This is a genomic window from Nocardia acididurans, from assembly GCF_016741815.1.
Lineage (GTDB): Bacteria > Actinomycetota > Actinomycetes > Mycobacteriales > Mycobacteriaceae > Nocardia > Nocardia acididurans.
Genome location: NZ_JAERRJ010000007.1, coordinates 452,172 through 478,824, shown reverse-complemented (window position 1 = coordinate 478,824; position 26,653 = coordinate 452,172). Strand labels below are relative to the sequence as shown.

Below are 26,653 nucleotides of genomic sequence, written 5' to 3'. Positions count from 1 at the left end.
CAGATTTATCCCGTTGTCTCAAGGGGGGATCGATGCGGATCACCCGACGACCCGGCGAGCCCGAACAGGCTGCGCCGCAACGCCCGCTCGCGCCCGCCGTCGCACCGCGGGATCTGGCCCTGATCGGCTGGCGCATCCTCGCGGGCAGTTCCCCGGGCGACGCGTTCGGCCCGGCGCGGCACAAGTACGGACCGCTGCTGCGGGTGCCGCTCACCAAACTCGTACTCACCACCGAGGCCGACCTCGCGCACGCGGTGACGATGAACCAGCGGGCAGCCTTCTCGGCCGAGCCGGCCTGGACTATGGCGCTGCTGCCGTTCTTCCGAAAGGCACTGCTGCAGCGGGAATTCGGTGAGCATCGCAACGATCGACTGCTGATCCAGCAGGCGCTGACCCCCACCCGGATCGCCGAGTACGCGGACCGGATGGGGCCGCGAATCCGCGCCGCCGTCCTCCAGTGCCCGGTCGGCGACGGCGTGGATCTGCGGGTGCTGTTCAAGCGGATCGCCATGCGCGTCGCCCTGGAGGTCTTCGTCGGCGGCGAGTTCTCCGACGCGCGCGTCGATCAGGTGGGCCGATGGTTCGATCAGGTGGTGCACTGGAATGTCGTTCGTGCGCAGAAGGCAAGGGTGTCGCTGTACCGCTTCCTCGCCGCGTACCTGCCGGGGAAGCGGGCGGTGCGCTCCCCGGATCTGATGGCGCACCTGTGCCATGCGACCTCGCACGACGGCGATCCCTTCACCGACAGCGAGATCATCCATCACATGATCTTCTTCCTGTTCGCCGCGCACGACACCTCCACCATCACGATGACGAATATGGCCTACTACCTGGCCATGGATCCCGATCGGCAGCAGCGGGCGCGCGCTGAATCACTGTCCGCCGCACGGGTGCTGGACAGTCGTGAGCTCCGTGTGTCGCTGGGGGAGCTGGACCGGATCGTGCGGGAGACGCTGCGGTTGCGCCCGCCCGTGCCGTCGGCGTTTCGCACGGCGGTCGTCGACACCGACGTGGGCGGGCATCGAATTCCCAAGGGCACCTTCATGATTGTGAACATGTGGGGCCACCACACCGATTCCGAGATCTGGCCGGACGCGCGGCGGTTCGATCCCGACCGATTCCGGATCGAGCGGCGCGACGACCCGGAGCAGCGGGGCGTCTGGATGCCGTTCGGCGGCGGCGTGCACAAATGCATCGGCATGTACTTCGCGCAGATGGAGATTCTGACCGTATTCCACGCGCTGCTGCGGGATTTCGAGTGGACGATCCCGCCGGGCTACGTCCTGCCGACCTTCGAGAACTCGCTCGGCTCTTCCCGCGGATTCCCGGCGACGGTCCGCCGCCGGGATCCCGACGCGGTCTGCGCACCGGTCACGCCCGCCGTGCCCGGTGAGGTGCGCTGGGGCGTCGCGCCCAATCTGATGAAACGTTTACACAAATCTGTCTCCAGGTCTTCCTCGGCGTGAGGTCGCACCCGGCGGAAGGGAAAACAATGACCGACATGATCGAACACGATCAGGTGGTGGGTAGGAACGTCTTCTACGCCGGCACCCGCATCCCCGAGCGCAGCGGCGACGACAGCCTGCGCCCCGCGGACCGCGCCCAACGCCCGGTACCGCCGGACTCCCTGCTCTGGAAGTACGTCGGCGATCTGTTCCTGGCCGCCGCCGTGGGCCAGCGCGCCGCCATTCTGGAGAACATGTGGCCGCAACTGGGCCAGGGCGTCTCCGACCACTCGGTCGTGATCTCCTCCCATTCGAACGAGGTGCTCGCCCAGCGCGCCCGCAATTCGTCCAAGACCATCGGCGGAATCCTCTACGCCGCACCGGATACCGCGCGCAGATACGGCATCCAGGTGCGCAATTTCCACAAGTCCATCAAGGGCGATATGCCCAATGGCCGCACCTACCACGCCATCAACGCCGAAACCTTCTACTGGGCGCACGTCACCTTCTTCGAGCAGATCCTGCGCGCCAGCGACCTCGGCCTGTTCCCGAAACCGCTCTCCCGCGCGGAGAAGGAGCAGATCTTCGAAGAATCCAAGGAGTGGTTCTCCATGCTCGGCGTGGACGACCGCGCCCAGCCGCACACCTACGCCGAATTCGAGGAGTACCTCCACCATGCCCTGCATCGAGATCTGGTGAACTCCAAGCTCTCCCAGTACACGATCGGGCTGGCCCGCCCCGGGCTGTGGAAGACGAAACTCGTCCCGGATCGCCTGCGCCCCGTGGTCCGCGCCCTGGACCCGGTGGTAACCATCGCCACCCGTATGCTGACCGTAGGCAATCTGGAACCGGTCCTGCGGGCCGAACTGGGCCTGTCGTGGACGGCCCGGGAGGAGCGCCTGTTCCGCCGCTATATTGCCGCGTTGCGACTGGCCCGGATGGCAGCCGCCCGGCTGAACATTCCCTACCGCTATCGCTACCTGCCCGCGGCGGCAGCGGCGTTCGACCGCGAAGGCATCGATCCGGACCGGATCACCCTCGAATCCGCCAGGGCGGCTTTGCGACTGGCGCGAGCCGCGTGCCCGGAGGCCGCCCCCGCGCTGGAGGCGACCGCGATAGCCGATGCCCCCGAGGGTGCTGTGTGCTCGAAATGTCAACGCGGACTACGCGATTGCGAGGAATGTGACGGGACCGGCCGAGCCGGTGGGGAACCGTGCGATGTCTGCCGGGGCGCACGACGCGGCTGCCCGGTTCATCACGGCGACTGGCGCGCCCCGCTCAGGCGCTAGCGCTCGGAGCGAATGTCGAATCGACGCCGAGGCGGTTACGAATTTTTTGAAACACCGTTTAGCGTCGATCATATCTGGTACGCATAAGACGTACCTCGAATAAGACTGCCGAGTTCGTTTTTCGACAGCCACTTCTACCGGTCGGGAAGAAGGAGCGATGAAAATCAAACGGTGTGCAGCAGGCGCGATGATCACAATCGGCCTCATGATTCCCACGGTCGGCGTAGCCGGCGCGCAACAGGCCGACGAACCCCTCAACGTCGATCCCGCACCCGCCGTCGTCACGCCGGTCGAGGATCCGGATGTGACGATGCATCAGTGCAACGCCCTGCTCGGCGCACTGGTCGGCGGCGTCATCGGCGGTACGGCCAGTGCCCTGCCGGGCGCCCTGATCGGCGCGGCCATCGGCGCCGCGATCGGCTGGACCCTGCTCTACCCGCCGGGACCGCCGCTGGCCTGCTGGGAGCCGAATCCGTAGCGCCGGATTCACCGGGCGCTGACGAATCCCTGGGCCACCATCCAGTCACGGGCCACTTCGGCCGGTTCACGCCCATCCACGTCGACCTGACGATTGAGTTCGGTAATGGACTCGTTGGTCAGCAATTCGGAGATGGGCGCGAGAATGGTGGCCACCTGCGGGTGGGCATCCGCGAAATCCTTGCGCATGACGAGGGCCGCATTGTATTTGGGAAAGAATCCCAGATCGTCGCGGAGTAACTGGAGGCCCAGGGCCGGAATACGCCCGTCGGTGGCGGCGACCGAACCGAACCGGCACTGCCGGGCATCGGCGACCGCCTGGTAGACGATCGCGTCCTGAACGATCTGTTTGGGCACGCGGCCCGCGTCGATACCGTATTTGGCGGTCAGTCCGGGGAAACCGTCGCGGCGCACGTTGAATTCGGTGCCGACGCAGGTCGCCGCGGCGTTCGGGTCCGCGGCGACCAGGGCGGCGTAGCCGGAGATGGTGGTCACGCCGGTCTGCGGCGTGGTCGCGATGGCGTAGGTGTTGTTCATCGGCGCCATATTCACCCAGACGATCCCGTGCGCCGCGAGGTCGGCGTCGCGGACCGCCTCGAACTGGGCCACCTCGTCGGGGATGGGCGTCTCGTTGCCCAGGTAGTTGATCCAGCCGGTGCCGGTGTACTCGTAGGAGATGTCGATCTGCCCGTGCAGCTGGGCGTCGCGAACACTGTTGGAGCCCTGGATATTCGTGAGGTCGCGGACATTCGCGCCCGCCGCCGACAGGGCGAACTCGATGATGTAGCCGAGGATGTTCTGTTCGGTGAAATCCTTGGAGCCCACCGTGATCGCGACGCCGTCGAGTTCCGGCACCGGCTCGATACTGCCGGGGCCGACGCGCAGCGGGACCGCGCCACCGGACTGCAGACCGCACCCGGCCAGGAGCACCAGCGCTGCGGCGCAGGCGAATCCACGCAACCGGGCGACGGGTGTCATCGCAACCCCTTCGGTCCGAGGTAGCGTTCGGCCAGGGCCCCCAGCCAGTCGACCAGCAGCGCCAGCGCCACCGCCAGCACCGCGCCCAGCACCAGGGTGACATTGTCGCGCAGCTTGTAGCCGGTGTCGATGAGGATGCCGAGCCCGCCCGCACTGACCAGGAACGACAGCGTGGCGGTGCCGACCGCGAGCACCAGCGAGGTCCGCAGGCCCGCCAGAATGAAGGGCACGGCGAGCGGGAATTCGATGCGCCGCAACACCATTGCCGCCGACATGCCCTGACCGCGGCCCGCGTCGATCAGCGTGCGATCCACCTGCTGATAGCCGAGGATCGTATTGCGCAGCACCGGCAGGATCGAATAGAAGGCGATGGGCGCGACCCCGATCCAGAAACCGGTGGTGCGGGTGGCCAGATAGAACAGCACGATCAGGCCGATGGCGGGGGCGGCCGCGCCGATATTCGCCAGTCCGACGAAAAACGGTGCGAGACGGCGATATCCGGGGCGGGTGAGCAGCGTGCCCAGCGGCACCGCGACGGCCAGGACGATCGCCATCACGGTCGCGGTGATCAGGATGTGCTCGCCGGTGACGGTGGCGACATTGTCGGCGTTCACGCTCGCCTGCTGGGTGGCGGTGAGGTCGCGGGCGAACGCCCACACCAGCACGCCCGCCGCCAGCGCGAGCACCACCACCGGTTGCAGGAACAGCCGGAGCCGATCCGCCCGGCGTTCGGTGGCGGGGCGGGCGTCACCGGTGGGGCGCAGCGTGGAAGTCATACCGCACCACGGGATTCGGCGCTGTCGGTGGTTCGGCCGGGCGAGTCCGCTGCGGCGCGCGCATCCGAAAGATGGCCCACCAGAGTGTCTATGGTCACGACGCCCGCATACTCACCCTGCTCGCCGACCACGACCGCGGTGGCGGTGCGGTCGGCGAGCAGGGCATCCAGGGCATCCTGCAGGGTCGACTCCAGGGGCAGCGTCCGGCCGACGGGGGAACCGGTGTCGCGCAGGCTGTTCGCGTGCGTGAGCTGCGGCGCCGACACCCGCCGCAGCGGCCGCCGCCGCGCGTCCAGGACCAGGCCCCAGTCACCGTCGTCGAGGGCGGCGCGCAGGTCATCGGGCGGATCGTTCTCGCCGGCGGTCGGGCAGTCGCCGAGCGCCACCTCGCGGACCCGGGTCAGCGTGAGCTGTTTGAGCGAGGCGTCCGCCCCGGCGAAGTCCGCCACCGTCGCATCGGCCGGAGCGGCGAGAATCCTCGCGGGAGTGTCGTATTGGAGAATGCTGGAGCGATCGCCGAGGACCGCGATCCGGTCGCCGAGCTTCACCGCCTCGTCGAAATCATGGGTGACGAATACGACGGTCTTGCGCAATTCGGCGTGCAGGCGCAGCAGTTCGTCCTGGAGCAGGCCGCGGGTGATCGGGTCCACCGCACCGAACGGCTCGTCCATCAGCAGGATGGGCGGATCGGCCGCCAACGCCCGCGCCACCCCGACCCGCTGCTGCTGACCACCCGACAGCTGCCGGGGATAGCGGTCGCGAAAGACCCCGGGATCGAGGCCGACCAGGGCCAGCATCTCGTCGACGCGGGCGGCGATCCGCTTGCGATCCCAGCCCACCAGGCCCGGCACGGTCGCGACGTTCCGGGCGACCGTCATATGCGGGAAGAGTCCGGCCTGCTGAATGGAATAGCCTATGCCCCGGCGCAATTCGTCGGGATTCATGGCGGTGACATCGCGTCCGCCGATGGTGATCGTGCCCGAGCTCGGTTCGATCAACCGGTTGATCATCCGCATGGTGGTGGTCTTCCCACAGCCCGATCGGCCGACCAGCACCACGATCTCGCCCGCCGGAATTCGCATCGAGACCTGCTCGACGGCCGGATCCGGTTGCCCCGGATAGTATTTGGTGACCGAGTCGAGCACGATCTCGACGCCGCTGTCAGTCACGGATCCCCCTCGTGGTGAAACGTCCGACGAGAACGTAGATCCCGTCCAGAACCAGCGCCAGCACCACGATCAGCACGGTGCCGACCAGTGCCTGCGGCACCGCGTTCGGACTGCCCAGCCGGGCCAGCCCGGAGAAGATGAGATTGCCGAGTCCGGGGCCCTTGGCGTACGCGGCGATGGCCAGAATGCCCATGATCAGCTGGGTGCTGACCCGCATGCCGGTCAGCACGGCGGGCCAGGCCAGCGGCAGTTCGATGCGCGTCAGCACCTGCAGCCGATTCATGCCGACCCCGCGCGCCGCGTCCACCACCGTCGGATCCACGGCCGACAGTCCCACCACCGTATTGCGCAGAATCGGCAGCAGCGCGTACAGCACCAGCGCCGTAATCGTCGGCGCCACACCGAGTCCCAGGAACGGGATGAGCAGACCCAGCAGTGCGAACGAGGGCACGGTGAGAATCGCGCTGGCCGAGGCGGTGGCCAGGGCCGAGGCGAGAGCGCTGCGATACACCGCCACCCCGAGCAGGACCGCGACGACGGTGGCCACCAGCACCGATTGCACGACCGCGGACACATGGAGATAGGAATCGATCAGCAGCTGATGCCGCCGGTGCACGATGAAGTTCCACAGCGTTTCCAGGGTCCCACCTCCCCGCAGGCCGGTCCCTGGGAGACTAGCGCGGTTTCGGACAACCCGGACGGTATTGCGAACGACGGCGTCGGACTCCTGGTTGACCGAATGTGTCTGTGCCTGATGCGAGACTCTGGCACATGCGATGGGCGATAACCGAGACGGACGACGGTGGTGCGCGTCTATGTCCGCTCGATACCGAGGGTCGCCCCGCGGGACCGGTGGTCGAGGAAGCCTCGCTCGCGGACGCGGTGCGGTCCCGGCCCGAGGTGGAGCGCTGGGTGTGGCGCTCGACATGCGAGATGTACCGGCGGCTGCTGGCGGCCGGGGTCCGGGTCGAGCGGTGCTACGACGTGGAAGCCGCCGAGGCGCTGTTGATCGGGCACGAGGAAGGGCAGTCGGGTCAGGCGCGCTCACTGGCGGCCGCCTGGGCGCGGCTGCACGGGCTGCCGGTCCCCGCCGACGCCCCGCTGCGCGCGGTGGAGACCCAGCCCTCGCTGTTCGAATCCGGCCCGGCGCCGCTACCGGGCGGGATCGACGAATTCACCGCGCTGCTGGAGGTTTACGCGGACCAGGTGGCGCGCACGGCGAAGACCGAGCACCCCGAACGGATGCGCCTGCTGCTCGCCGCCGAATCCGCGGGCCTGCTGGTGGCCGCCGAGATGTCCCGCGCCGGCATTCCCTGGCGCGCGGACGTGCATCGGGAACTGCTGGAAAGCATGCTGGGCGAACGTATTCCGGGTGGCGAGCCGCGCCGGATGGTGGAGCTGGCGGGGGAGGTGTCGCGGGCCTTCGGCGACGGCGTGCGGGTGCGACCGGATCTGCCCGCCGAGATCGTCAAAGCCTTCGCCCGCGTGGGCATTTCACTGTCCTCCACGCGGAAGTGGGAGCTGCAGGAGATCGACCATCCGGCGGTGGCGCCGCTGCTGGAATACAAATCGCTCTATCGCCTCTACACCGCGCACGGCTGGTCCTGGCTCGAACAGTGGGTGCACGACGGCCGCTTCCGGCCCGAATATCTGCCGGGCGGCACGGTCACCGGCCGCTGGACCACCAATGGTGGTGGCGCACTGCAGATTCCGAAGGTGGTTCGGCAGGCGATCCGCGCCGATCCGGGCTGGAGCCTGGTGGTCGCCGACGCCGATCAGATGGAACCGCGTGTCCTGGCCGCCATCTCGCGCGATCGGGGTCTGATGGAGGTGGCCGGGCGCGGCGAGGACCTCTACGCGGATCTGGCCGCGCGCGCCTTCGGCGGCGACCGCGCCCAGGCCAAGATCGCCATGCTGGGCGCGATCTACGGCCAGACCTCCGGTGACGCGCTGACCCATATGGCCGAACTGCGCCGCCGCTATCCGGCGGCGGTCGCCTATGTCGACGACGCGGCCACCGCCGGAGAACAGGGCCGCCTGGTGCGAACCTGGCTGGGCCGCACCTGCACCCCGGCCTCGGTGGCATCCGCGGAGGCGATCGATCCGGAGGATTCGGCCGACTACGGTTCCAGCGCCCGCGCCCGCGCGCGGGGCCGGTTCACCCGGAATTTCGTCGTACAGGGCAGTGCCGCCGATTGGGCGCTGCTGGTGCTCGCGGGCCTGCGTCAGGCCATGGCACAGGCCGGGCTGCGCGCCGAACTGGTGTTCTTCCAGCACGACGAGGTGATCGTGCACTGCCCCGAGGTGGAAGCCGCCACGGTGGCCGCGATGATCGCCGCGGCGGCCGACGCCGCGGGCCGGATCGCCTTCGGCCCGACGCCCGTGCGCTTCCCGTTCACCTCGGCGGTGGTGCAGTGCTACGGCGACGCCAAGTAGGCGCGTGCCGCGTGGCTCATTCGTCGCGGAACTGCTCGGCCCGATGCGACAGCCGCTCGGCGAAACTGTCGGTCCACGCCGCCGATTCCGGATCGTCGGGAATCGCGGCGCGCCGTCGCACGGGTGCGGGGCGTGCCGAAACTCCGTGCCGCCCAGCGCCTCCCGCGCGGGCCTGCAGCGCGAGCAGCCGCACGCTCCAGGCGATATAGGCCTCGACCCCCATACCCGCGCATTCGGCCGCGTCCCGCAGTGCGAGCCAATCGCTCTTCTTCACCCGTATCGAGATCTCCCTGGCTGCCATGTTCGGCAATAACCCGGCTGCGGCCGCTCAACCCTTCTCATGGTCAATTGATCGAATTGCACACGAGATCATCGCTGCCTAGTCTCGAACCAAAGACGATGTTGTTGTTGCCACTCCAGTTCGATCAATGACGATCACGAGAGAGGTGCGGGACATGTCGATTCTTCGAGCGACCCTCGGCGCGGCGGGGGCGTCGGCCCTCCTGATCGCGGGGGTCATCACCAGCGGGAACGCGGCAGCCGAGGGTTTGGATACCGGTGGCTGCAGTGCGGGAACGCTGACCTGGCAGGCGAACGGCCCCGGGTACTCGGGCAGTTCGCAGGCGCCGGTGGGCAGCAATGTCGGCGGGCACCTGGTCGGCTGTCAGGGCGGCCCCACCGATATCGGGGTCGGGACCATCATCGGCAGCAGCTTCGAACCGGCGGCCACCTGCTACGGCAGCCGCGGCGGGCGCGCGGACCTGCTCGTCATCTGGGACAACGGACAGAACAGCCATGTGATCGGGTCCTGGGAGTGGACGCTCGGACAGCAGATGACCAATAACCTCAAGATCGTCGGAGGGCTCGGTTCGGGCAAGATGCTGCAGGTCCTGACCGGTCCGCCGGAGATCAGCCCCGGTGCGGTCACCGGGTGCCTGGTGGGCGGTTATCGCGCGGGCAGTTTCCAGGTGCTCGGCGTGAAAGTCGTGTGACGCAGCTCTCGGACGTCCTCACCAGGGGGTATCCGGTCTCTGTGAAATCTCGGGCCTCACTAGCATCGAAGGGCGAACACAATTCGAGAGACCCGAGGACCTGTCTTGAATACCGAACAGCTCGATCGCTGGAACGCGCAGGAAGCCGCCGCGGAGGCGATGATTCCCATCATCGGCACGTTGTATCGGGCCAAGGGTGTGACGATCCTGCTGCACAGCCGGTCGCTGGTGAACAAGTCGGTCATCAGCATCCTGCGCACACACCGCTTCGCCCGGCAGATCGAGGGTGAAGAGCTGTCGGTGGACGAGACCCTGCCCTTCCTGCAGGCGCTCAGCGAACTGGATCTGGGACCGTGCAAGGTCGACCTCGGCCAGCTGGTGACCGCCTACCGGGTGGACGGACGCGGACTGTCCATCGCGGAGTTCACCGCGGTCGCCCTGGCCGACGTGATCGGCGGCAAGGCGCAGGCGCCGGGCCCGAAAGATGTTGTGCTGTACGGCTTCGGCCGCATCGGCCGGCTGGTGACCCGCCTGCTCATCGAGAAGGCCGGCTCCGGCAACGGGCTGCGGCTGCGGGCCGTCGTGGTGCGCAAGGGCGGTGAGGGCGATCTGGTGAAGCGGGCCTCGCTGCTGCGCCGGGACTCGGTGCACGGTCAGTTCAACGGCACCATCAAGGTCGACACCGAGAACAACACGATCATCGCCAACGGCAATGTCATCAAGTTCATCTACAGCAACGACCCGGCCGCGATCGACTACACCGAGTACGGGATCGACGACGCCATCCTGATCGACAACACCGGCAAGTGGCGCGACCGCGCCGGGCTCGAACAGCATCTGCGCCCCGGCATCGCGAAGGTCGTGCTCACCGCGCCCGGCAAGGGTGACGTGCCGAATATCGTGCACGGCGTCAACCACCGCGACCAGGACGTCACGCAGCAGATCTTCTCCTGCGCCTCCTGCACCACCAACGCCATCGTGCCGCCGCTCAAGGCCATGGACGACGAGTACGGCATCCTGCGCGGGCACGTGGAGACGGTGCACTCGTTCACCAATGACCAGAACCTGCTGGACAACTACCACAAGGCCGATCGCCGCGGCCGGTCCGCGCCGTTCAACCTGGTGCTGACCGAGACCGGCGCGGCCTCCGCGGTCGCCAAGGCCATGCCGGACTTCAAGGCCAAGATCACCGGCAACTCCATTCGCGTCCCCACGCCGGATGTGTCGGTCGCGATCCTCAACCTGCAGCTCGAGCGGGAGACCACCAAGGAGGACGTGCTGGCCTACCTGCGCGGCGTCTCCCTGTCCGGTCCGCTGAGCCGCAACCTGGACTACACCGCCGCCACCGATGTCGTCTCCAGCGACTTCATCGGCTCGCGGGCGGCGTCCATCATCGACGCCAACGCCACCATCGTCGAGGGCGACACCGCCATCCTCTACGTCTGGTACGACAACGAATTCGGTTACTCGTGCCAGGTCGTGCGGACCGTGCAGTACATCTCGGGGATCGAGTACCCGACCTATCCGCTGCCCGCGGCACTGTCCACGGTCGCCGAGGAGCGCGTGCTGTCCGCCGCCGACGCCGGCTGATCGCGGCGAAACATCAACTGCCGCTGGGCCGGAGCGATCCGGCCCAGCGGATTGGTGGCGAAATCCACACCTCTGGCCTTACGCGTCGGTAAGGTGACGTCGTTCCACGTCCGGGATGTGCGGTGTTCGGCGGGGGGAATGTCGTTCACCGCGTGGAGTTCGTTCGATGTCAGAGTCAGTTCCCGCGGTTTCCGTTCCCGCGGCCCGTGATCCGCATGCCGCCTCCTTCGAATCCGGTGTGCGCGTACCGATGTACACACCCGAGTTCGCGGCCGACCCGCATCTGGCGTATCGGGAGATGCGCGCGAAGTTCGGCGCGCTGGCCCCGGTCGAACTGTCGCCCGGAGTACCCGCCACCCTGGTGCTCGGATATCGCACGGCGGTACAGATTTTCAACGATCCCGACCGCTTCCCGGCCGACCCCCGCGTCTGGCAGGAGGGCGTGCCCGCCGACTGCCCGGTGCTGCCCATGATGCAGTGGCGGCCGAACGCGTTGCGCAACGCGGGAAATGAGCACGCCCGCTACCGGCAGACCAATACCGCGGGACTGACCGGCATCGACCGGTACCGGCTGCAGGGCACCGTGGAACGCGTCGCCGTCTCGCTGGTCAACTCGTTCTGTGCGGCGGGAACCGCGGATCTGGTGCGCGACTACGCTTTTCCGCTCGCCTTCCAGGTGCTCAACAGTCTGCTCGGCTGCCCGGTGGAGATCGCCGGACAGGCGGCCGAGGGCATGCGGGCCGTCTTCGAAGGCGTCGGCGCGGAGCGGGGCAACAAGCTGCTCGTCGACGCGCTGCTACGACTGACCCTGCACAAGCGCGCCGAACCCGGTGAGGACGTCACCACCCGCATGCTGCGCCACCCCGCCAACCTGACCGACACCGAGATGGTGCATCAGCTCGCCACCCTCTACGGCGCGGGCATCGAGCCGCAGCAGAACCTGATCGTGAACACCCTGCTGCTCATGCTGGTGGACGACCGCTTCGGCGACAGCGTGCTCGGCGGCACCCTCGCCACCCGCGACGCCCTCGACGAAGTGCTCTTCGACGATCCGCCGATGGCCAACTTCTGCATCAGTTTTCCGCGCCAGCCCGTCTTCCTGGAGGACACCTGGCTGCCCGCGCATCAGCCCGTCGTCATCAGCATGGCGGCCTGCAACACCGACCCCGCCATCCGCACCGGCGATTTCGCCGGCAACCGCTCGCACCTCGCCTGGGGTGCGGGCCCGCACGCCTGTCCCGCCAGCTCGCTGGCCTACCTCATCGCGCAGGAGGCCGTCGATCAGCTGCTCGACGCGCTCCCGGATATCAGCCTCGCGGTCACCCGCAGCGAATTGACCTGGCGGCCCGGACCTTTCCACCGCGCGCTGACCGCCCTGCCGGTCACCTTCGCCCCGTCGCCGCCGGTGCCCACCCGAAGCTGAGCGGCCCGGCTATCGTGCGGCGGACTCGTGTCGGCGGACCACATCGGCGAGTTCCGGTAGCCAGGCCAGATATTCGTCGCGCACCGGGCCGACCGTGCGGAGCTGGCACATCATGCCCAGACCGGTGACGGCCGCGCGGGCGAGCGGAACCAGGCCCGGCGGCAGGGTGAGGTGACGGAAGACGTTGGACAGCCGGATATCGGTGACGGAATCGACGCGTTCGCGCAGCCAGTCGGTGTCGAGACGGAACTCCGGGAGCAGCAGGATATCGAGGAACGGGGCGACGGCGGCGGTCAGCTCGACCGGGTCGAAATCCTGACCGGGACGCAGGAATCCGTTGCGGCGCATGGCTTCCACGACCGCCTGGGGATTGCCGCCGTACAGCGCGTCGGCGAGTTCGGCAATGATCGTGTCGAACTGCGCGGGGTAGGTGTCGCAGGCTCCGAAATCCACGATGCCGAGCCGGCCGTCGGGGAGCCGGAGGAAATTGCCCGGATGGACGTCGCTGTAGAGACGGCCGCTGCGACCGTACGCGGTCTTGAGGAAACGCAGCACCAGCAGACCCAGGCGGCTGCGTTCGGCGGGGCCGAGGGCGGGCATGGCCTTGGACAGCGGTGTGCCCGCGAGCCATTCGCCGACGATCACTGTCTCGCCGTGCGCGATCACCCGCGGCACGGCGAACTCGGGATCATCGGCGAAGACCTGCGCGAATTCGCGCTGGTTGGCGGCCTCGCGCGGATAGTCGAGTTCGGTGCCGACGCACAGCGCGAGGGTGTCGAGCAGCGCGCCGATATCCGCGCCGGGGAAGATCGATCCCAGGATCCCCGACAGCTGCCGCAACTGCCGCAGATCCGCCGCGACAGCCTCCCGCGCACCGGGATACATGACCTTCACCGCCACCGGTGTGCCATCGGACCACACGCCGCGATGCACCTGACCGATCGTGGCCGCAGCCGCGGGCCGATTCTCGAATTCCCGGAACAACGCCCGCCATTCGGCACCGAACTCCTGCGCCAGCACCTGATGCACGACCGCCGGATGCATGGCGGGCGCGGCATACTGCAACCGGCTCAACGCCTCCCCGTAGGGCTCACCCAACCCCAGCGGCAACGCTTTCCGATAAATCGCCAGCACCTGCCCGAGCTTGGCCGCGCAGCCCTTCAACTCGCCCAGCACCTCGAAAAGATGCTGCGCCGTACGCATCTCGATATCCGCACGCACCTGCGCCGCCGACTGCCCCATGACCCGGCGCCCCACCCCGGCGATCTCGCGCCCGGCGTGCGCCGCCGGCAACTGAACGAGCTTGGCACCGCGCACTATTCGCCCGGTCGGCAACTGCCCCTCGGAGCGCGGCCGCCGACGCCACCGCCGCCACTGCGCGTCATCCCCGGAACCCGAATTCACCATCACCCACCACTGTCGAGCAACCCCTCAGCAGTGAGTGTTCCACAGCACCCGCGCACTCGTCACTGTCCGCCGGTCACGCCACCGCCCAGAACCTGGAATCTCCATGGTCGGACTCCCCGGCAACACACGCTGTCGGGGCGCGGGTTCGGCATCGGCCAACAAGCTGTTGGAGAACGGTTGGAAGCGGGCTCGGCGGCCGCCGACGACCGGATCGGTTCGGTGGCGTGCGTTCTATCGATTCTCTATCCATTGCCTTGTCAATGCTGAACTGCCGCGTTCCTAGGCTGAAAAGCGTTGGAAGGAGGCGAGATCGTGATGAAATCCTTGGTCGCCGACCTGCCCGCCGGTTCGTCCGGGCCGCTGTCGGACGCGGTGCTGGAGGCGTGCGGGCCGATCTATCACACGCTGCTCTTCGTGCGAATCGGGTTGGGCTGGACGGTGGAACGCTGTGCCGACGCGATGGGGCTGAGCCCGGACACGGTGCGGGTCATGCAGCATCGGGCGCTGACGCGGCTGCGGGAGGAACTGCTCGTCAGTTCGTGAGCAGTGCCGGGGCCAGGCCGCAGGTGCGGCGGGTCAGCCGATGAGTGCGGCGTGGGTGGTCAGCACCTCGTCGATGGAACCCGGCAGCGAGGCCGGGTGAATGATCAGCTGCTCGACGCCGAGATCCTCGTACTGCCGCACCACCGAGGGGGTCAGCGGCTCGGTGGCCGCCACCGTGATCGTGAGGGCGCCGAGTGCGGCCGGGCGGTCGACACCGGCCGCCACCTCGGCGAGCCGGTCGAGGTTCGCCTTCGTCTCGGCGACCGTGCCGATGCCGAACCATCCGTGCGCACGGGTGACCGCCCGCCGCAGCGCGCCGCGGCTGTGCCCGCCGACGTAGACCCGCAGACCGGACGGACGCGGATGCGCGTCGACACCCTGGAACGACACGTACTTGCCCGAGAACGACGGATTCGGCGTATTCCAGAGCGCGTCCATCGCATCGAGGTATTCATCGGTGCGCCGGCCACGATCCGCGGTCGGCACGCCGAGCGCCTCGAACTCCGGCTCCAGATATCCGGCCCCGACACCGAGCCGGAACCGCCCGCCACTCAATACCGACAGGCTCGCCGCCTGCTTGGCCAGCACCAGCGGATTGCGCAGCGGCAGAATCACCACCCCGGTCCCCAGTTCCAGCCGGGAGGTCGCGGCTGCCACGAAACTCAAATGCACCAGCGGATCGATGATCTGCTCGGTCGGCTCCGACGGCGACGGATCCACCCGCGGTGACGGCAGCACCACATGATCGGAGGCCCACCACGACCGATATCCGAGCGATTCCACCAGCGCGGCAAGCCGTTTCGTCTCCTCGGGGCCGGTGGTGTCCTGAATGTTCAATGCCTGTACGCCGAAGTCCATGCTCACCGGAACCTCCGGGTGTCCCGAGGCATTCCGGCTCCGGGGGCTAGCTCGGTTCCGGGGCCTTGAATCGGCCGGTGGCCAGGGCGATATCGCGATGCCGGTCCGGGAAGCCCGGTCCCAGGCGGGCGGAGACGTCGGCGTGGCGCAGCGGTTCGCGGCAGTGCGCGCAGACGACCTCGGCGTGGGTGTCGTGGTCGCAGGTGCTGTGGTGCAGGACCACCGGGGGGCCGTCGGGGGCGAGCCAGCGGTCGCCCCAGGCCATCATGGCGGCGATGACGGGGAAGAAGTCACGGCCCTGCTCGGTGAGACGGTACTCGTGGCGGGGCGGGCGGTCCTGATACTGCGCCTTTTCCAGGAGGCCCTCCTCGACCAGGCGGGTCAGGCGCTGGGTGAGGACATTGCGGCTCAGGCCGAGGGTGCGCTCGAATTCGTCGAAACGCTTTGCGCCGTAGAAGGCTTCGCGCAGCACCAGGGGCGTCCACCAGTCACCGATGAGGTCCACGGTGCGGGCCACGGTGCACGTCCAGTTCGCAAAGGTCGTCCGCTTCATGCGTCCACGGTATCCAGCCGGGCCGGGATGTACTTGTGCCACGGGGTGCCGACCCATTCGTCGCGGGAGTCGAATTCGGTGAGTTCGTTGGGGGCCGCGCCGGTGGTGACCTGCGCGCCGGTGTCGTCGGCGACCGAGAGGCCGAAACCGTTGGGCAGCGCAAGATGACCGGGGCGCATCCGATCGGTGGGGTCCACCGGCACCTCGACGCTGCCGCGGCGGGTGCTGACCCGCACGAGATCCCCCGCGGTCAGGCCGAGACGGTCGGCGTCGGCGCGGCTCATGCGCAGTGTCCCGCCGCCGTCGCGCTTGCGCCACTGCGGATCCCGCACGATGGTGTTCGCGGTGAACGCGCGGCGCTCGCCCGCCGACAGCACGAACGGCCACGGGCCGGGGGAGAGGTCGAGGTCGGGCAGATCGGCCAGCACCCGCAGCAGTTCCGGGATATCGAGCTGGACCTTGTTGTCCCGCAGCCGGTTCCAGGTCACCTCGTAGTCGTCCTCGGTGATCACGATGCCGTGCTTGCCGGTGAGAATGGCCTCGAACAGGCGCTCACCGGCTTCGAGACCTGTTCCGTAGCCGGCGCGTTCGACGCTCTCGGGGAACTTGCGGGCGCAGTTGTAGGCCGCCGCCCACAGCATGGCGGCCGCGGCCGCGCCGTCGGGCAGGGTCGGTCCCAGCGTCCGATACAGCAGTACCGGCGCGAGTTTCGCCTTGCCGCGATCGGCGAGCACGCCCAGGAACGCCAGGGCGAACGCCTCGCGCCCCTGCGCGAGCGCGGCCCGCAGCGGCGCGTAGTCGTCCTCGCTCAGCGCGCCCGAGGCTTCGACCAACCGCGCGTGGATCTCCGGTTCGGCCAGTACCCCGTCGGGCGCGGGCAGCACCGGATGCCGCAGGTGGAAGATATTGCGCGGGAAGTCGAAATTGAAGAACGTGGCCTCGTACTTCTCGAATTGCGTTGCCGCGGGCAGGATGTAGTCGGCCAGCCGCGCCGTCTCGGTCATGGCCACATCCACGACCACCACCAGTTCCAGCGATTCCAGTGCCGCCCGCATACGCGCCGAATCCGCCAGCGAGTGCACGGGATTGCTGCTCTCGATGAACATGGCCCGATATCGCGCCGGATGGTCGGTGAGGATCTCCTCGGTGATCACATTGCACGGCACCAGCCCGCTGATGATGGGCGCGCCCGCCACCGGGCTGGTCGGCCACTGTCCGGCCGCGTGGCCGCGATCGTGGCCGATGGCGGACATACCGGTGAACGCGTACTGGGTGCCGGGCTTGCCGAGGTTGCCGGTGAGCAGCCAGACCAGCTTCTCGATATAACTGACCACCGTCGAGTACCGGTTCATCTGCACGCCGAGATCCTCGAGCGCCGCCACCGAGCGGGCCGCCGCCAGTCGCCGGGTCGCCGCCTGCACCAGTTCCGGATCGACATCGGCGATGGCGCAGTACTTTTCGATGGGCACCGCGCGCAGCACGGTCAGCACCTCGTCGAGCCCCTGGGCGTGCTCGGCCAGCCACGCGGTGTCGATCAGGTTGTCGCGCACCAGGATCGCCGCCATGGCCGACAACAGGTAGACGTCGGTGCCCGGCCGCAGTTGCAGATGAAAATCGGCGAGCTCGGCGGTCTCGGTGCGCACGGGATCGAGCACGATCATGGCGCGATCCGGATCCTTGGCGATCTCCTTGAGCACCGTGCGGGCTCGCGGAAACCCGTGGGACTGATAGGGATTCTTGCCGACGAAGAACGCGACCTCGGCATGCTCGACGTCCGCGCGCACCGGATGCCCGAACATGCGCGCGCCCACCCAGAAGTCGCCGGTCTTCTCCTGCGCCAGCGCGCTGGATTGGTACTTCATGCCGAAGGCCGCCATGGTCGCGGGCGCGTACGCACCGCCCAGGTGATTGCCTGCCCGCCGCCGCCGTAGTAGAAGATCGACTCACCGCCGTGCCGCAGCCGGATCTCCTGCAGTCGCGCGGTGACTTCGGAAATCGCGGTCTCCCAATCGATTTCCTCGAACTCGCCATCGGGCCGCCGGCGCAGGGGCGTGCTGATCCGCCCGGTGCGGCCGTTCTGGTAGTGATCCAGCCGCAGCGCCTTGTTACAGGTGTATCCGGCCGAGGCGGGATGCAGTTTGTCGCCGCGGATCTTCTCGAAGGACCGGCCGTCCGGCCCGAGCAGCACCTGGATGCCGCAATTGCACTCGCACAGGATGCATGCCGTGGGCTGCCACTCCGTCATGGGGACAGCGTAGGCGAGTCAGTTCACTTGCGCTACTAACTATCGCCTGGGCTTTCTACTCCGCGTCGAGCGGTCGGCGCAGTTCGGTGACCGCGATCCGGGCGGCCTCGCCGATGGCCGCGTCGACCACGGGCAGGTTCGGGTCGGCGCGCGCCGCGCGCGTGAACACCGCTACCGCGATCGGATATTCGCCCGGGAACTCGACCATGGCGACCTCGTTGCGGATCACGCCGATGGTGCCGGTCTTGCCCGCCACCGACACACCGCGATGGGCGAAGCCCGAGGAGATCCGATGCTGCCACACCTGCTGGCGCATCACGCTCTGCGCGAAGATCGTCTGCTCCGCGGACAGCACCTGCCCACCCCACAGCGCGCACAGGAGCCGGGTCATCTCCTCCGGTGTCGTCGCACTCGCGTACGACGGGTCGTAGGCCGATACCGACCAGGCCTCGTCGTTGTCGGCCAGCGCCGCGAAAGCCTCAGCGGTGGAATGGGTATCGGTTTCGAGCACCAGGCTGCGATGGACATCGGCGGTGCCGCCCACGATCCGCGTCTCGCGGAGCCCGATCTCGGCCAGCAGCTCCTCGATGGCCGCCAGGCCGACCTCCCCGAGCAGCATATCCGCGGCCGCGTTGTCCGACACCGTCATCATCGACGCGGCCAGATCCCGCCGGCTCAGCGTCACCGGATCCCGCAGTGCCGCAAGCCCCGTCGGCCCCGGCGTGCATTCGGGCGGATTCACCGTCAGCCGCGAGCACGGGTCGATCCGCCCCGCGTCCACGGCCCGGCAGAACGCCAGAAAAAGCGGGAGCTTGTACACCGACGCGGTGACCACCCGATCCCGCCCGTCGACATCGACCTCGGCGGCGGACCCGAGCGCGGCGAGGGAGCCCGAACCCGTTCCCGCAGCGGTGGCGTGGGCGGTGCGTTCGGAAGGCACGCCCTGACTTGCCGCTGCGGCGGTAGGACACCGGCGGGCGTGTACCCACCCGGTACAGCCGGCATCGGCGAACACGGCCCGGATCCGCTGGACAGCAGTCCGCGTCGAGGGCGCGGCACTCATCGGATGCGCTCCCGGTAGAGCACGCGGTCGACGGCGGCGGCGAAGGGTTCGGCTCCGGGGCGGCGAATGACCCGTGCCCGCAGGGCGAGCGCGTGGGGTGCCAGGCGCAGCCATGCGATGCCGGGGGTCGCGGTCGGCGCCGTGGTGGTGACCGCGAAGCTGGTGCCCGCGGCGACGGCCGCGAACAGGGTGCGGTCGTCCGCGGCGAGGACGGGGTGGGGGTCGAGGCCGCGTTCGCGGAACAGGTCGGTCAGGCTGTCGAAGGCCGGGGGATTCGCGGCCCGCGGTGAGTGGGCGAAGGTCAGCCCGCCCAGCATGGGGAAGGTGGGGCGCTCGGCGGCGGCGACGGGGTGGTCCGCGGGGACCACCAGCCAGCGCGGGAGCTTGACGACCGGCCCGGACTCGACGCCGTCGACGAGAGCGGGATGTTCGATGACCGCGATATCGCAGACGCCGGCCCGGACCTCGCCGACGAGTTCGACGGTCGACCCCACCGTGGTCGAGACGGCCGCCCCGGAGTCGACGCTCGCCCGCAGGGCGCTCACCCCGGCGGTGACCAGCGCGCCGGGCAGGGCCGGGGTGACACCCCAGTGCACCGCGCCGCGCGATTGCGCCAGGCGCTGGGATTCGGCGAGCAGTTGCTGGGCGTCGTCGACGAGCAGGCGGGCGCGGGGGAGCAGCCGCGAACCGGCGGAGGTGAGCATCGCGCCCTGGCGGGTGCGGTGCAGCAGCTCCACGCCCAGATGTTTCTCCAAGCGCTGGATGCCCTGGGACAGCGGTGGCTGGGTCATGTCCAGGGCGGTCGCCGCGCGGCCGAAATGTCCCTCGTCCGCCACGGCGACGAAGAAGCGGAGGTGGCGGATCAGGTCCATACCGTCATTGAACCAGCAGGATCGCGCCGGGCCGGACGGTCGGCGGTCCGGGACCGATGCCGGGCCGCGCGCGTGCGGCACTACCTGCGGCGATATGGAGAGCGACTCGCCCGCGCGGCGGCTCGATATTGGAATCCGATGCCCGGTCGGTGGTGTCTTGTGACGGTGACTTCCGCATTCCGAATCCGTCCGGCCTCGCGCCGCTTCGTCGCTGCCGCGCTGTCGGTAGCCGCCCTGTCGCTGACCACCGCCTGCGGTTCCGGCGGCGACTCGACCACCGTGGCCATCTCGTCGAATGCCATCGCCGCGACGGACGCCGCGCGGACCTTCGCCGACCTGGAGACGAAACACGGTGCGCGGCTGGGCGTCTACGCTGTGGACACGGCCACCGGCCGCAGCGTCGCCTACCGCGACGGCGAGCGCTTCCCGATCGCCTCCACGTTCAAGGGCCTGGCCTGCGGTGCGCTGCTGGACGCCCATCCGCTCTCCTCGGGCTACTGGGAGCAGGTGATCCGTTATCCCGCAAGCGAACTCGTCGAGTACTCACCCGAGACCGAGAAGCATGTCGACTCGGGGATGACCGTCGCCGAACTGTGCCATGCCGCGATCACCCTGTCCGACAACACCGCCGGCAATCAGCTGCTGAAACTCCTGGACGGTCCCGCCGGATTCACGGCGTACCTGCGCACCCTCGGTGACGGCGTGACCCGGCTGGACCGCTGGGAAACCGAATTGAACACCGCGATCCCGGGCGACGAGCGCGACACCACGACCCCCGCCGCGCTGGCCGCCGACTACCGCGCTCTCGTGGTGGGCGACGCGCTGCCCGAACCCGAACGCGCGCAATTGAAATCGTGGCTGATCGCGAACACCACCGGCGGCAGCCGCATTCGCGCCGGGCTGCCCGCGGACTGGACCGTCGGCGACAAGACCGGCAGCCCCGCCTACGGTTCGGCACTCGATGTCGCAATTGCCTGGCCGCCCGGCCGCGCCCCCATTGTCATCGCCGTTCTCACCACCAAATCCGAGCAGGACGCACAACCCGACAATGCTCTGGTCGCCGCCGCCACTCGGGCCGCCGTGCAAATAGTCGGTTAAGCGAGTCGCACTCCGGGCGCACGGGTTTCGTGACCCTCGCGAAGTAGACCGGGTTCGGCTTCGCCCAGCACGCCGATAATTTTCCGCCGCGGAGCCACCCGAATATCGCGATACGGCAAACAGTTTCAAGGTCGATACAACCGTTGTGACACAGAACAAGAACGCCAGCAATTTCCGGGTACATACCGATCAGCCGGGCCCGGTCCCGGAGACACAACCATGAAGAAAGCACGACCATGCGTAGAGCAACGGCGCTCTTCGCCGCATTACTGTTGGCCCTTCTCCTTTCCGTCGCCCATGTGGCGACGCCGAAGGCGCAGGCCGATGACTGTGTTGGCGACTGGGCCATAGGTATCGGCGGACTCGGCGACAACACCTCGTCGGTATTCGCACCCTTCGTCAACCAGCCCGTGGGCTACAACTCCATCGACCCGATGTCGGGAGTGAACGAAATCGACCGGCTGTTCTGGCAGCACCGCAACTGGTGCCCGGACGACCACATCCGGTTGATCGGCCACAGCGAGGGCGCGGCCCTCGTGCACACCTGGGTGACCAATCACCAGGATGTCGGTAATGCCAACGCCATTCTGCTGGCGGACCCCAAGCGCGCTCCCGGGCCCGGCTGGGGTGGTCTGTCCTCGACTCCCGGTAATCACCTGATCGGTTATCCGCTTGCGGGCGTGGACGATTGGTTCGGCGGTTTCCCCGTCCTGACCGTCTGCAACCGTGACGATCAGATCTGCGACACCTCCGCAGGCTGGTGGGGTTACCTCTTCGGCGGCGCGCACAGCCGCTACGATTTCAACGTCTGGAACTACGGCGCTTGGGATTCCGGCGTCTGGTACCGGTAGACGGTGAGACATGGGGATCAGTATCCGAACGGGACTGGTCCCCATTGGCTGAATCCGTGCCCCATCGAGGTGCACACAGCCACACCCTTGAAGGTGATCTGACAATTCGCGCCCGCGTACGTGAACGAGTACTGCGGGTCGTGATAGTGCACGGCGGCGAACCGCGGCAGTTCCGGATTTCCGCCCGGCAGTGTGTGACTGCCGTTCGAATCCCAGTGCGGCCGGGCCGGCAATGTCTTCGAATCCACGATGATGGCCGGGACATTCGGGACCGGAACCTGTATTCCGGCGTACAGCACATTCATCGACGCGGCCGGATCGGCGAGGTCGCAACCCACCGTTCCGTCCGCTCGGATCGCACAGTTCCAGTCGCCCAGGGCGAAATAGGCGGTATCGCCGACCAGTACCGGACCGGGAGCGGCCTCGGCGGTGGCCGGGATCGCAGTGAACAGGCCCGCGACCATACCCAGAATTCCCCCGCAAACACCCGCGGCGGCTACTTTCCCAACCCTGGACACGGCATCTCCCTCGATGCGCGACGATAATCAGGTCGAATGACCATAGAGAAAAACTATCACCGAACGGCGCAAAGGCAAGAGTTTCTGTCGAGGGGGCTTGCGTATTGGCTCGAGCCCGGGTGTTCCGACGATTTGATTCCGGTCACAGCGACCGGGTAGCGGAGTTTGTGCCCCGTCCCAAAGAGGTGGGGTGGATTCGATTGCGACAGAGTGAATTTCGTCTCGCACACCGCGGTATCGCGCCTGGTCGGCGGGGGAGTGAGAGCAAACGCACGCCGGGGCGGGCCGGGCGCCGACCCTAGACTGATTCGCGAGTTTCTGGCCGCGCGAATTGTCTTACCGAGGAGTCGATCCAGTTGAGCAGCGCCTTCCGACGCCGCATCTCGCCCACCGAACGGATGTATCTATCGGCACGGGAGGTGTGCCCGCCCTTCCTGATCCAGGTGGTGGTCGAAGGATCCGGCACGCTCGACGCGCGGCGACTGCAGCACGCCGTCGACCTCGCGGCGCGGGCGCATCCGGGCGCGCGGCTGGTGCGCTCCGGGAAGGACTGGGTGGCGGGCGCGGTCACGCCTCGCGTACGGACGGTGGCGCATACCCCCCTCGACTACGACCACCTGACCGAAGACCCCGTCGTGAACAGTCCGATCGCGCGACCGGACTACCTCTCCGACGCACCCCACTGCGAGGTGGTGCTGCTCACCGCGGATCCGGTCACCGTGATCTTCCGGGCCTTCCACGGCGTCATGGACGCCAAGGGACTGCAGATGTGGGCCGCGGACGTCTTCGCTGTGCTGCGCGGCGAGACGCCCGCGGGTGCGCCGGACGCCACCACGGATCTGGAGCTGGCGCAGCGCCTCGGTATACCGGGACGGCCGACGCCCATGCGCATGCGATTCCGCTCACCCGTCGGGCACGGCGCGCCGGTCGCGGGCGGGCCGTTCCTGCTGCGGCATCGGAACCTGCCCGGCACCGGTACCGCCATCGTGGCGCGCATCGGTGAGATCGTCACCGCCGCAACGGGTTCGCAGGCCCGCCTGATGGTGCCGGTGGATCTGCGCCGCCACGACCCGGAGCTGGCCTCGACCGCCAACCTGACCCTGCCGCTGTTCCTCGACACCAGCCCCGGCGAGGGCTGGCGCGAGATCAACGGCCGCATGCTCGCCGGACTCATGCGGCGCGACGAGCTGAACCAGATGAAAAACCCGGGGCTGGAACAGATTCCGGTGCCCGTAGCCACGCGGGTGATCCGCGGCATCGAGGCCATCGGCAGGCGCACCGGCCGGAATCTCTGCTCCGCCATCATCTCCCACGCCGGAAAGGTGGCGCTGAACGACTTCGCCGGACCGGATTTCACGCCGACCGGCGTGGTGGCGATCCCCGCGCACACCGGGCTCGCGCCGATCAGCTTCGCCATCGTCGAATCGGAGCAGTCGATCGGGATCACGGTGTCCTGCCGCAGCGGCAGGGGAATCGCCGAGCGTCTGGAACGGCTCCTCGACGAGATCGCCGACGCGGTCGCGGAACCGAATCCAGCTGGTTCCCAGGAGATTACGTCGCCCGCGACAGTGGTGGAGGTGTTGCGGCAGCAGGTCGCGGCACGGCCCGCGGCGATCGCGGTCGCCGGGCCGGACGGGGAACTCACCTACGCGCAGCTGGGGGAGCGCGCGGCCGCCGTCGCGGCCGTACTGCGCGACAACGGCGTCCGTCGTGGCGATGTCGTCGCGATCCTGGCGGGCCGGACCTCGGCCGCGATGGCGGGACAGTGGGGCATCCTCGCGGCCGGAGCCGCGTTCCTGCCGCTGGATCCCAAGCATCCGCGCGAGCGGATCACGCAGACGCTGCGGGACTCCGGAGTCGGCGTATGCCTGGTCGAACGTCGGCACGCCGACATCGTGGTCGACACGGTGCCGGTGCTGGTGCTGGAGGATCTGCCCGAAAACTGTTCGGACACAATCGATGCCGGTGTTGAGCCGGGCGATGTCGCCTACGTGACCTACACCTCCGGGTCGACCGGACGGCCCAAGGGCGTGCGGGTCACCCACGACGGGGTCGTGCACTACCTGCGCGCCGCGCGGGACTGGTACCGGCTCACTGGGCAGACCCGGTACGCGCACTATCACACGCCCGCGGCCGATATGGCGTGCATGGCGATGGTGACGCCCGCCGTCGCGGGCGGCACGGTGCTGCTGGTGCCCGGGGAGATCAACCACCTCACCCTGTCGCGGATGCTCGGCTCCGACGGCGCGAACACGATGTTCCTGACGCCCAGCCTCGCGGAAGTGCTGCTGCGCCAGGATATTCGGCCCGAGCGGGTGCACACCGTGGCGCTCGGCGGCGAACAACTGAGCCTGGATCTGGCCCGGCGGGTCCGCGAGTTCTTCGGCCCCGCCGTGCGACTGGTCAACAGCTACGGACCGACCGAAGTCAGCCTGGTGTGCGTCTCGCAGGTACTCGACGGCGCGCCCGTGGCGGGTGCGAGCTCGGTGCCGATCGGCCTGCCCGCACCGGGTACGACCGTGCACCTGCTGGATGCCGCCGGTCACCCGGTGCCCGACGGCGAAGCGGGCGAACTGTATCTGGGCGGCCCGCAGGTCGCCGCCGGTTACCTCGACCGCCCCGAACTCACCGCCGAACGGTTCGTCACCGTGCACGGCGAGCGCACCTACCGCACCGGGGATCTGGTGCGCCGGCTCTCCGACGGCACACTGGAATTCGTCGGCCGCGTCGACCACCAGGTCAAGATTCGCGGCAACCGGGTGGAGCCCGACGAGATCCGCTGCGTCCTGGAATCGCACCCCGAGATCGCCGCCGCGGCCGTCGTCAGCCGCCGCCGCGAGGAGCACAGCGATCACGTGCTGGACGCCTTCCTGGTGCCCGCGCCCACCGCGACCGGCGGACAGCCCGACGATCGCGCCCTGCGCGATTTCCTGGCCGCGCGGCTGCCGGTCTACATGATCCCCAGCGGTTTTCACCGCCTCGCCGAACTGCCGTTGACCAGCAACGGCAAAACCGATCGCCGCGCCCTGGCCGGACTGCTCGGCGGCCCGCCCGCGGATTCCGCCGACGCGCCGGACCCGGTGCCGGACAACGGGATCGCCGCCGAGGTGGCGGACGGCCTCGATATCGCCTCGCGGGTGGCCGAGATCTGGGCGCGGATCCTGCGTTGCGACAGTGCCGATCTCACGCCGGACGCCGACTTCTTCGCGCTGGGCGGCGATTCGCTGGCCACCGTGGAGATGCTCGCGCAGGTGTCGCGTGACATCGTCGGCGGCGCGGGGGAGCAGGCGTTCGTGGCGCAGGTGGAGGGCCTCATCCACCACCTGACCCTGGATCGAGTATGTGAGGCCGTGACCGTCGCGGTGAGCGGAGGAGTGCGCGCATGATCTTCATCGGAAGTGGTTCGCTGCTGTGGCGTGCGGTCGATTTCGCTGCCGCCGCAGGGTATTCCGTCGATCTCGTGGTGGTGCCCGCGGGGCAGGCGGCGAGTGCGGGCAACCGGCGGGTGCCGGTGCTCGCCACCGCCGACGTGAACGCCGCCGCCGAGCAGGTGGCCGCCGCCGCCACCGACGGCATCGCCTTCTCGGTCAACAATGCCGCGATCCTGCGGGAGCCGTTGCTGGGCAAGGGATTGCGCATCTACAACATCCACAACGGCCTGCTGCCGCGGCATCGCGGCCTGCCCGAGGCGGCCATCGCGCACGCGATCCTCAACGGGGACACCGCCTACGGCGCGACGCTGCACGAGATCGACGCCGGAGTGGACACCGGGGCGATCCTCGACGTCGAACAGTTCCCGATCACGACGTCCGACGGGTTCCAGGACATCATGCTGAAGGGCCTGCGCGCCTGCACGTTGCTGTTCGAGCGCAACCTGGAAGCCATTGCGGCCGACCGCACCAGCCCGATCCCGCAACCGGTCGAGGGCGGCGCCTACTACGGCCGCAAGGCGCTGGGCGCACTGAGCGATCTCGCCGACCACCCGGATTTCCCGCGCGCCACCGATCTCGGCATCTTCGCGGCGTTCTATCCGGAACTGGCCGCCGCGCGCGGGGCATCCTGACGAGGCG

The 26,653-nt window shown here is 68.5% G+C and carries 23 protein-coding genes and 1 pseudogene; 12 read left to right on the top strand and 12 right to left on the bottom strand.

Going from position 1 to position 26,653, the window contains the following annotated elements:
- Positions 1-32 precede the first annotated feature (32 nt).
- The 3 genes from JK358_RS20665 (at position 33) to JK358_RS20655 (ending at position 3,212) form a co-directional block, all read left to right on the top strand.
- A complete protein-coding gene (locus tag JK358_RS20665) occupies positions 33-1,466 on the top strand; it encodes a cytochrome P450 (RefSeq protein WP_201949345.1) in 1,434 nt (477 codons plus the stop codon).
- A 26-nt stretch (positions 1,467-1,492) separates the two neighbouring features.
- Complete coding sequence (locus JK358_RS20660; protein WP_201949344.1) at positions 1,493-2,734, top strand: oxygenase MpaB family protein; 1,242 nt, start codon at positions 1,493-1,495, stop codon at positions 2,732-2,734.
- A gap of 205 nt (positions 2,735-2,939) precedes the next feature.
- Complete coding sequence (locus tag JK358_RS20655; RefSeq protein WP_201949343.1) at positions 2,940-3,212, top strand: hypothetical protein; 273 nt, start codon at positions 2,940-2,942, stop codon at positions 3,210-3,212.
- 8 nt (positions 3,213-3,220) lie between these two features.
- On the opposite strand, the gene JK358_RS20650 is transcribed toward JK358_RS20655, so the two are convergent.
- The 4 genes from JK358_RS20650 to JK358_RS20635 are packed head-to-tail and all read right to left on the bottom strand — an operon-like array spanning position 3,221 to position 6,774.
- A complete protein-coding gene (locus JK358_RS20650) occupies positions 3,221-4,189 on the bottom strand; it encodes a glycine betaine ABC transporter substrate-binding protein (protein WP_201949342.1) in 969 nt (322 codons plus the stop codon).
- Complete coding sequence (locus JK358_RS20645; RefSeq protein WP_201949341.1) at positions 4,186-4,965, bottom strand: ABC transporter permease; 780 nt, start codon at positions 4,963-4,965, stop codon at positions 4,186-4,188. Before JK358_RS20645 ends, JK358_RS20650 begins: the two co-directional genes overlap by 4 nt.
- Positions 4,962-6,134 (bottom strand): ABC transporter ATP-binding protein, encoded by a 1,173-nt coding sequence (locus JK358_RS20640; RefSeq protein WP_307817643.1) that lies wholly within the window; start codon positions 6,132-6,134, stop codon positions 4,962-4,964. Before JK358_RS20640 ends, JK358_RS20645 begins: the two co-directional genes overlap by 4 nt.
- The gene (locus JK358_RS20635) at positions 6,127-6,774 is read right to left on the bottom strand and encodes an ABC transporter permease (RefSeq protein ID WP_201949440.1); all 648 of its coding nucleotides are present in this window, start codon (positions 6,772-6,774) and stop codon (positions 6,127-6,129) included. Before JK358_RS20635 ends, JK358_RS20640 begins: the two co-directional genes overlap by 8 nt.
- 131 nt (positions 6,775-6,905) lie before the next feature.
- On the opposite strand from JK358_RS20635, the gene JK358_RS20630 reads away from it, so the two are divergent.
- Positions 6,906-8,570 carry a bifunctional 3'-5' exonuclease/DNA polymerase gene (locus tag JK358_RS20630; RefSeq protein WP_201949340.1) on the top strand — a complete coding sequence of 555 codons (1,665 nt, stop codon included), beginning with the start codon at positions 6,906-6,908 and terminating at the stop codon, positions 8,568-8,570.
- A gap of 16 nt (positions 8,571-8,586) precedes the next feature.
- Here the strand turns inward: JK358_RS20630 and JK358_RS20625 are convergent, their stop codons facing one another.
- Positions 8,587-8,844 (bottom strand): hypothetical protein, encoded by a 258-nt coding sequence (locus JK358_RS20625; RefSeq protein ID WP_201949339.1) that lies wholly within the window; start codon positions 8,842-8,844, stop codon positions 8,587-8,589.
- 181 nt (positions 8,845-9,025) lie between these two features.
- On the opposite strand from JK358_RS20625, the gene JK358_RS20620 reads away from it, so the two are divergent.
- The 3 genes from JK358_RS20620 to JK358_RS20610 all read left to right on the top strand — a co-directional run bounded on the left by JK358_RS20620 (position 9,026) and on the right by JK358_RS20610 (position 12,575).
- A complete protein-coding gene (locus JK358_RS20620) occupies positions 9,026-9,562 on the top strand; it encodes a hypothetical protein (RefSeq protein WP_201949338.1) in 537 nt (178 codons plus the stop codon).
- Positions 9,563-9,667: 105 nt separating this feature from the next.
- On the top strand, positions 9,668-11,152 hold the full coding sequence (locus tag JK358_RS20615) for a glyceraldehyde-3-phosphate dehydrogenase (protein WP_201949337.1): 1,485 nt from the start codon (positions 9,668-9,670) through the stop codon (positions 11,150-11,152).
- A gap of 166 nt (positions 11,153-11,318) precedes the next feature.
- On the top strand, positions 11,319-12,575 hold the full coding sequence (locus tag JK358_RS20610) for a cytochrome P450 (protein WP_201949336.1): 1,257 nt from the start codon (positions 11,319-11,321) through the stop codon (positions 12,573-12,575).
- A gap of 9 nt (positions 12,576-12,584) precedes the next feature.
- Here JK358_RS20610 and JK358_RS20605 read toward each other — a convergent pair whose 3' ends face one another.
- Positions 12,585-13,982: an ABC1 kinase family protein gene (locus JK358_RS20605; RefSeq protein ID WP_201949335.1), complete on the bottom strand. Its 1,398-nt coding sequence runs from the start codon at positions 13,980-13,982 to the stop codon at positions 12,585-12,587.
- Between the two features lie 312 nt (positions 13,983-14,294).
- On the opposite strand from JK358_RS20605, the gene JK358_RS20600 reads away from it, so the two are divergent.
- On the top strand, positions 14,295-14,525 hold the full coding sequence (locus JK358_RS20600) for a hypothetical protein (protein ID WP_201949334.1): 231 nt from the start codon (positions 14,295-14,297) through the stop codon (positions 14,523-14,525).
- Positions 14,526-14,558: 33 nt separating this feature from the next.
- Here the strand turns inward: JK358_RS20600 and JK358_RS20595 are convergent, their stop codons facing one another.
- The 5 genes and pseudogenes from JK358_RS20595 to JK358_RS20575 form a co-directional block, all read right to left on the bottom strand.
- Positions 14,559-15,383, bottom strand: a complete 825-nt coding sequence (locus tag JK358_RS20595) for a TIGR03619 family F420-dependent LLM class oxidoreductase (RefSeq protein WP_232851651.1) — start codon at positions 15,381-15,383, stop codon at positions 14,559-14,561.
- Positions 15,384-15,429: 46 nt separating this feature from the next.
- The gene (locus JK358_RS20590; RefSeq protein WP_201949332.1) at positions 15,430-15,936 is read right to left on the bottom strand and encodes a winged helix-turn-helix transcriptional regulator; all 507 of its coding nucleotides are present in this window, start codon (positions 15,934-15,936) and stop codon (positions 15,430-15,432) included.
- Positions 15,933-18,181, bottom strand: a pseudogene (locus tag JK358_RS40060) (molybdopterin-dependent oxidoreductase). Before JK358_RS40060 ends, JK358_RS20590 begins: the two are co-directional and overlap by 4 nt.
- Before the next feature lie 55 nt (positions 18,182-18,236).
- Complete coding sequence (locus tag JK358_RS20580) at positions 18,237-19,244, bottom strand: serine hydrolase (RefSeq protein ID WP_201949331.1); 1,008 nt, start codon at positions 19,242-19,244, stop codon at positions 18,237-18,239.
- Positions 19,241-20,116 carry a LysR family transcriptional regulator gene (locus JK358_RS20575; protein ID WP_201949330.1) on the bottom strand — a complete coding sequence of 292 codons (876 nt, stop codon included), beginning with the start codon at positions 20,114-20,116 and terminating at the stop codon, positions 19,241-19,243. The genes JK358_RS20580 and JK358_RS20575 overlap by 4 nt, the downstream gene beginning before the upstream one ends.
- A 234-nt stretch (positions 20,117-20,350) precedes the next feature.
- Between JK358_RS20575 and bla the strand changes: the two genes are divergently transcribed.
- Positions 20,351-21,214 carry a class A beta-lactamase gene (gene bla, locus JK358_RS20570; RefSeq protein WP_372440693.1) on the top strand — a complete coding sequence of 288 codons (864 nt, stop codon included), beginning with the start codon at positions 20,351-20,353 and terminating at the stop codon, positions 21,212-21,214.
- 299 nt (positions 21,215-21,513) lie between these two features.
- Positions 21,514-22,065 carry a cutinase family protein gene (locus JK358_RS20565; protein WP_201949328.1) on the top strand — a complete coding sequence of 184 codons (552 nt, stop codon included), beginning with the start codon at positions 21,514-21,516 and terminating at the stop codon, positions 22,063-22,065.
- A gap of 17 nt (positions 22,066-22,082) precedes the next feature.
- Here the strand turns inward: JK358_RS20565 and JK358_RS20560 are convergent, their stop codons facing one another.
- Positions 22,083-22,583 carry a hypothetical protein gene (locus tag JK358_RS20560; protein ID WP_201949327.1) on the bottom strand — a complete coding sequence of 167 codons (501 nt, stop codon included), beginning with the start codon at positions 22,581-22,583 and terminating at the stop codon, positions 22,083-22,085.
- Between the two features lie 356 nt (positions 22,584-22,939).
- Here JK358_RS20560 and JK358_RS20555 point away from each other — a divergent pair, with 356 nt between their 5' ends.
- Both JK358_RS20555 and JK358_RS20550 read left to right on the top strand, forming a co-directional pair.
- Positions 22,940-25,969: a non-ribosomal peptide synthetase gene (locus tag JK358_RS20555; RefSeq protein ID WP_201949326.1), complete on the top strand. Its 3,030-nt coding sequence runs from the start codon at positions 22,940-22,942 to the stop codon at positions 25,967-25,969.
- Positions 25,966-26,646, top strand: a complete 681-nt coding sequence (locus tag JK358_RS20550) for a formyltransferase family protein (RefSeq protein ID WP_201949325.1) — start codon at positions 25,966-25,968, stop codon at positions 26,644-26,646. The genes JK358_RS20555 and JK358_RS20550 overlap by 4 nt, the downstream gene beginning before the upstream one ends.
- Positions 26,647-26,653 lie beyond the last annotated feature (7 nt).

Excerpts from the sequence above, each read along its gene's own strand:
- JK358_RS20595 (WP_232851651.1), bottom strand. The coding sequence starts at position 15,383 with ATGGACTTCGGCGTACAGGCATTGAACATTCAGGACACCACCGGCCCC.
- JK358_RS20620 (WP_201949338.1), top strand. The coding sequence starts at position 9,026 with ATGTCGATTCTTCGAGCGACCCTCGGCGCGGCGGGGGCGTCGGCCCTC.
- JK358_RS20630 (WP_201949340.1), top strand. The coding sequence starts at position 6,906 with ATGCGATGGGCGATAACCGAGACGGACGACGGTGGTGCGCGTCTATGT.
- JK358_RS20590 (WP_201949332.1), bottom strand. The coding sequence starts at position 15,936 with ATGAAGCGGACGACCTTTGCGAACTGGACGTGCACCGTGGCCCGCACC.
- JK358_RS20550 (WP_201949325.1), top strand. The coding sequence starts at position 25,966 with ATGATCTTCATCGGAAGTGGTTCGCTGCTGTGGCGTGCGGTCGATTTC.
- JK358_RS20665 (WP_201949345.1), top strand. The coding sequence starts at position 33 with ATGCGGATCACCCGACGACCCGGCGAGCCCGAACAGGCTGCGCCGCAA.
- JK358_RS20645 (WP_201949341.1), bottom strand. The coding sequence starts at position 4,965 with ATGACTTCCACGCTGCGCCCCACCGGTGACGCCCGCCCCGCCACCGAA.
- JK358_RS20575 (WP_201949330.1), bottom strand. The coding sequence starts at position 20,116 with ATGGACCTGATCCGCCACCTCCGCTTCTTCGTCGCCGTGGCGGACGAG.
- JK358_RS20655 (WP_201949343.1), top strand. The coding sequence starts at position 2,940 with ATGATTCCCACGGTCGGCGTAGCCGGCGCGCAACAGGCCGACGAACCC.
- JK358_RS20580 (WP_201949331.1), bottom strand. The coding sequence starts at position 19,244 with ATGAGTGCCGCGCCCTCGACGCGGACTGCTGTCCAGCGGATCCGGGCC.
- JK358_RS20650 (WP_201949342.1), bottom strand. The coding sequence starts at position 4,189 with ATGACACCCGTCGCCCGGTTGCGTGGATTCGCCTGCGCCGCAGCGCTG.
- JK358_RS20605 (WP_201949335.1), bottom strand. The coding sequence starts at position 13,982 with ATGGTGAATTCGGGTTCCGGGGATGACGCGCAGTGGCGGCGGTGGCGT.
- JK358_RS20660 (WP_201949344.1), top strand. The coding sequence starts at position 1,493 with ATGACCGACATGATCGAACACGATCAGGTGGTGGGTAGGAACGTCTTC.
- JK358_RS20610 (WP_201949336.1), top strand. The coding sequence starts at position 11,319 with ATGTCAGAGTCAGTTCCCGCGGTTTCCGTTCCCGCGGCCCGTGATCCG.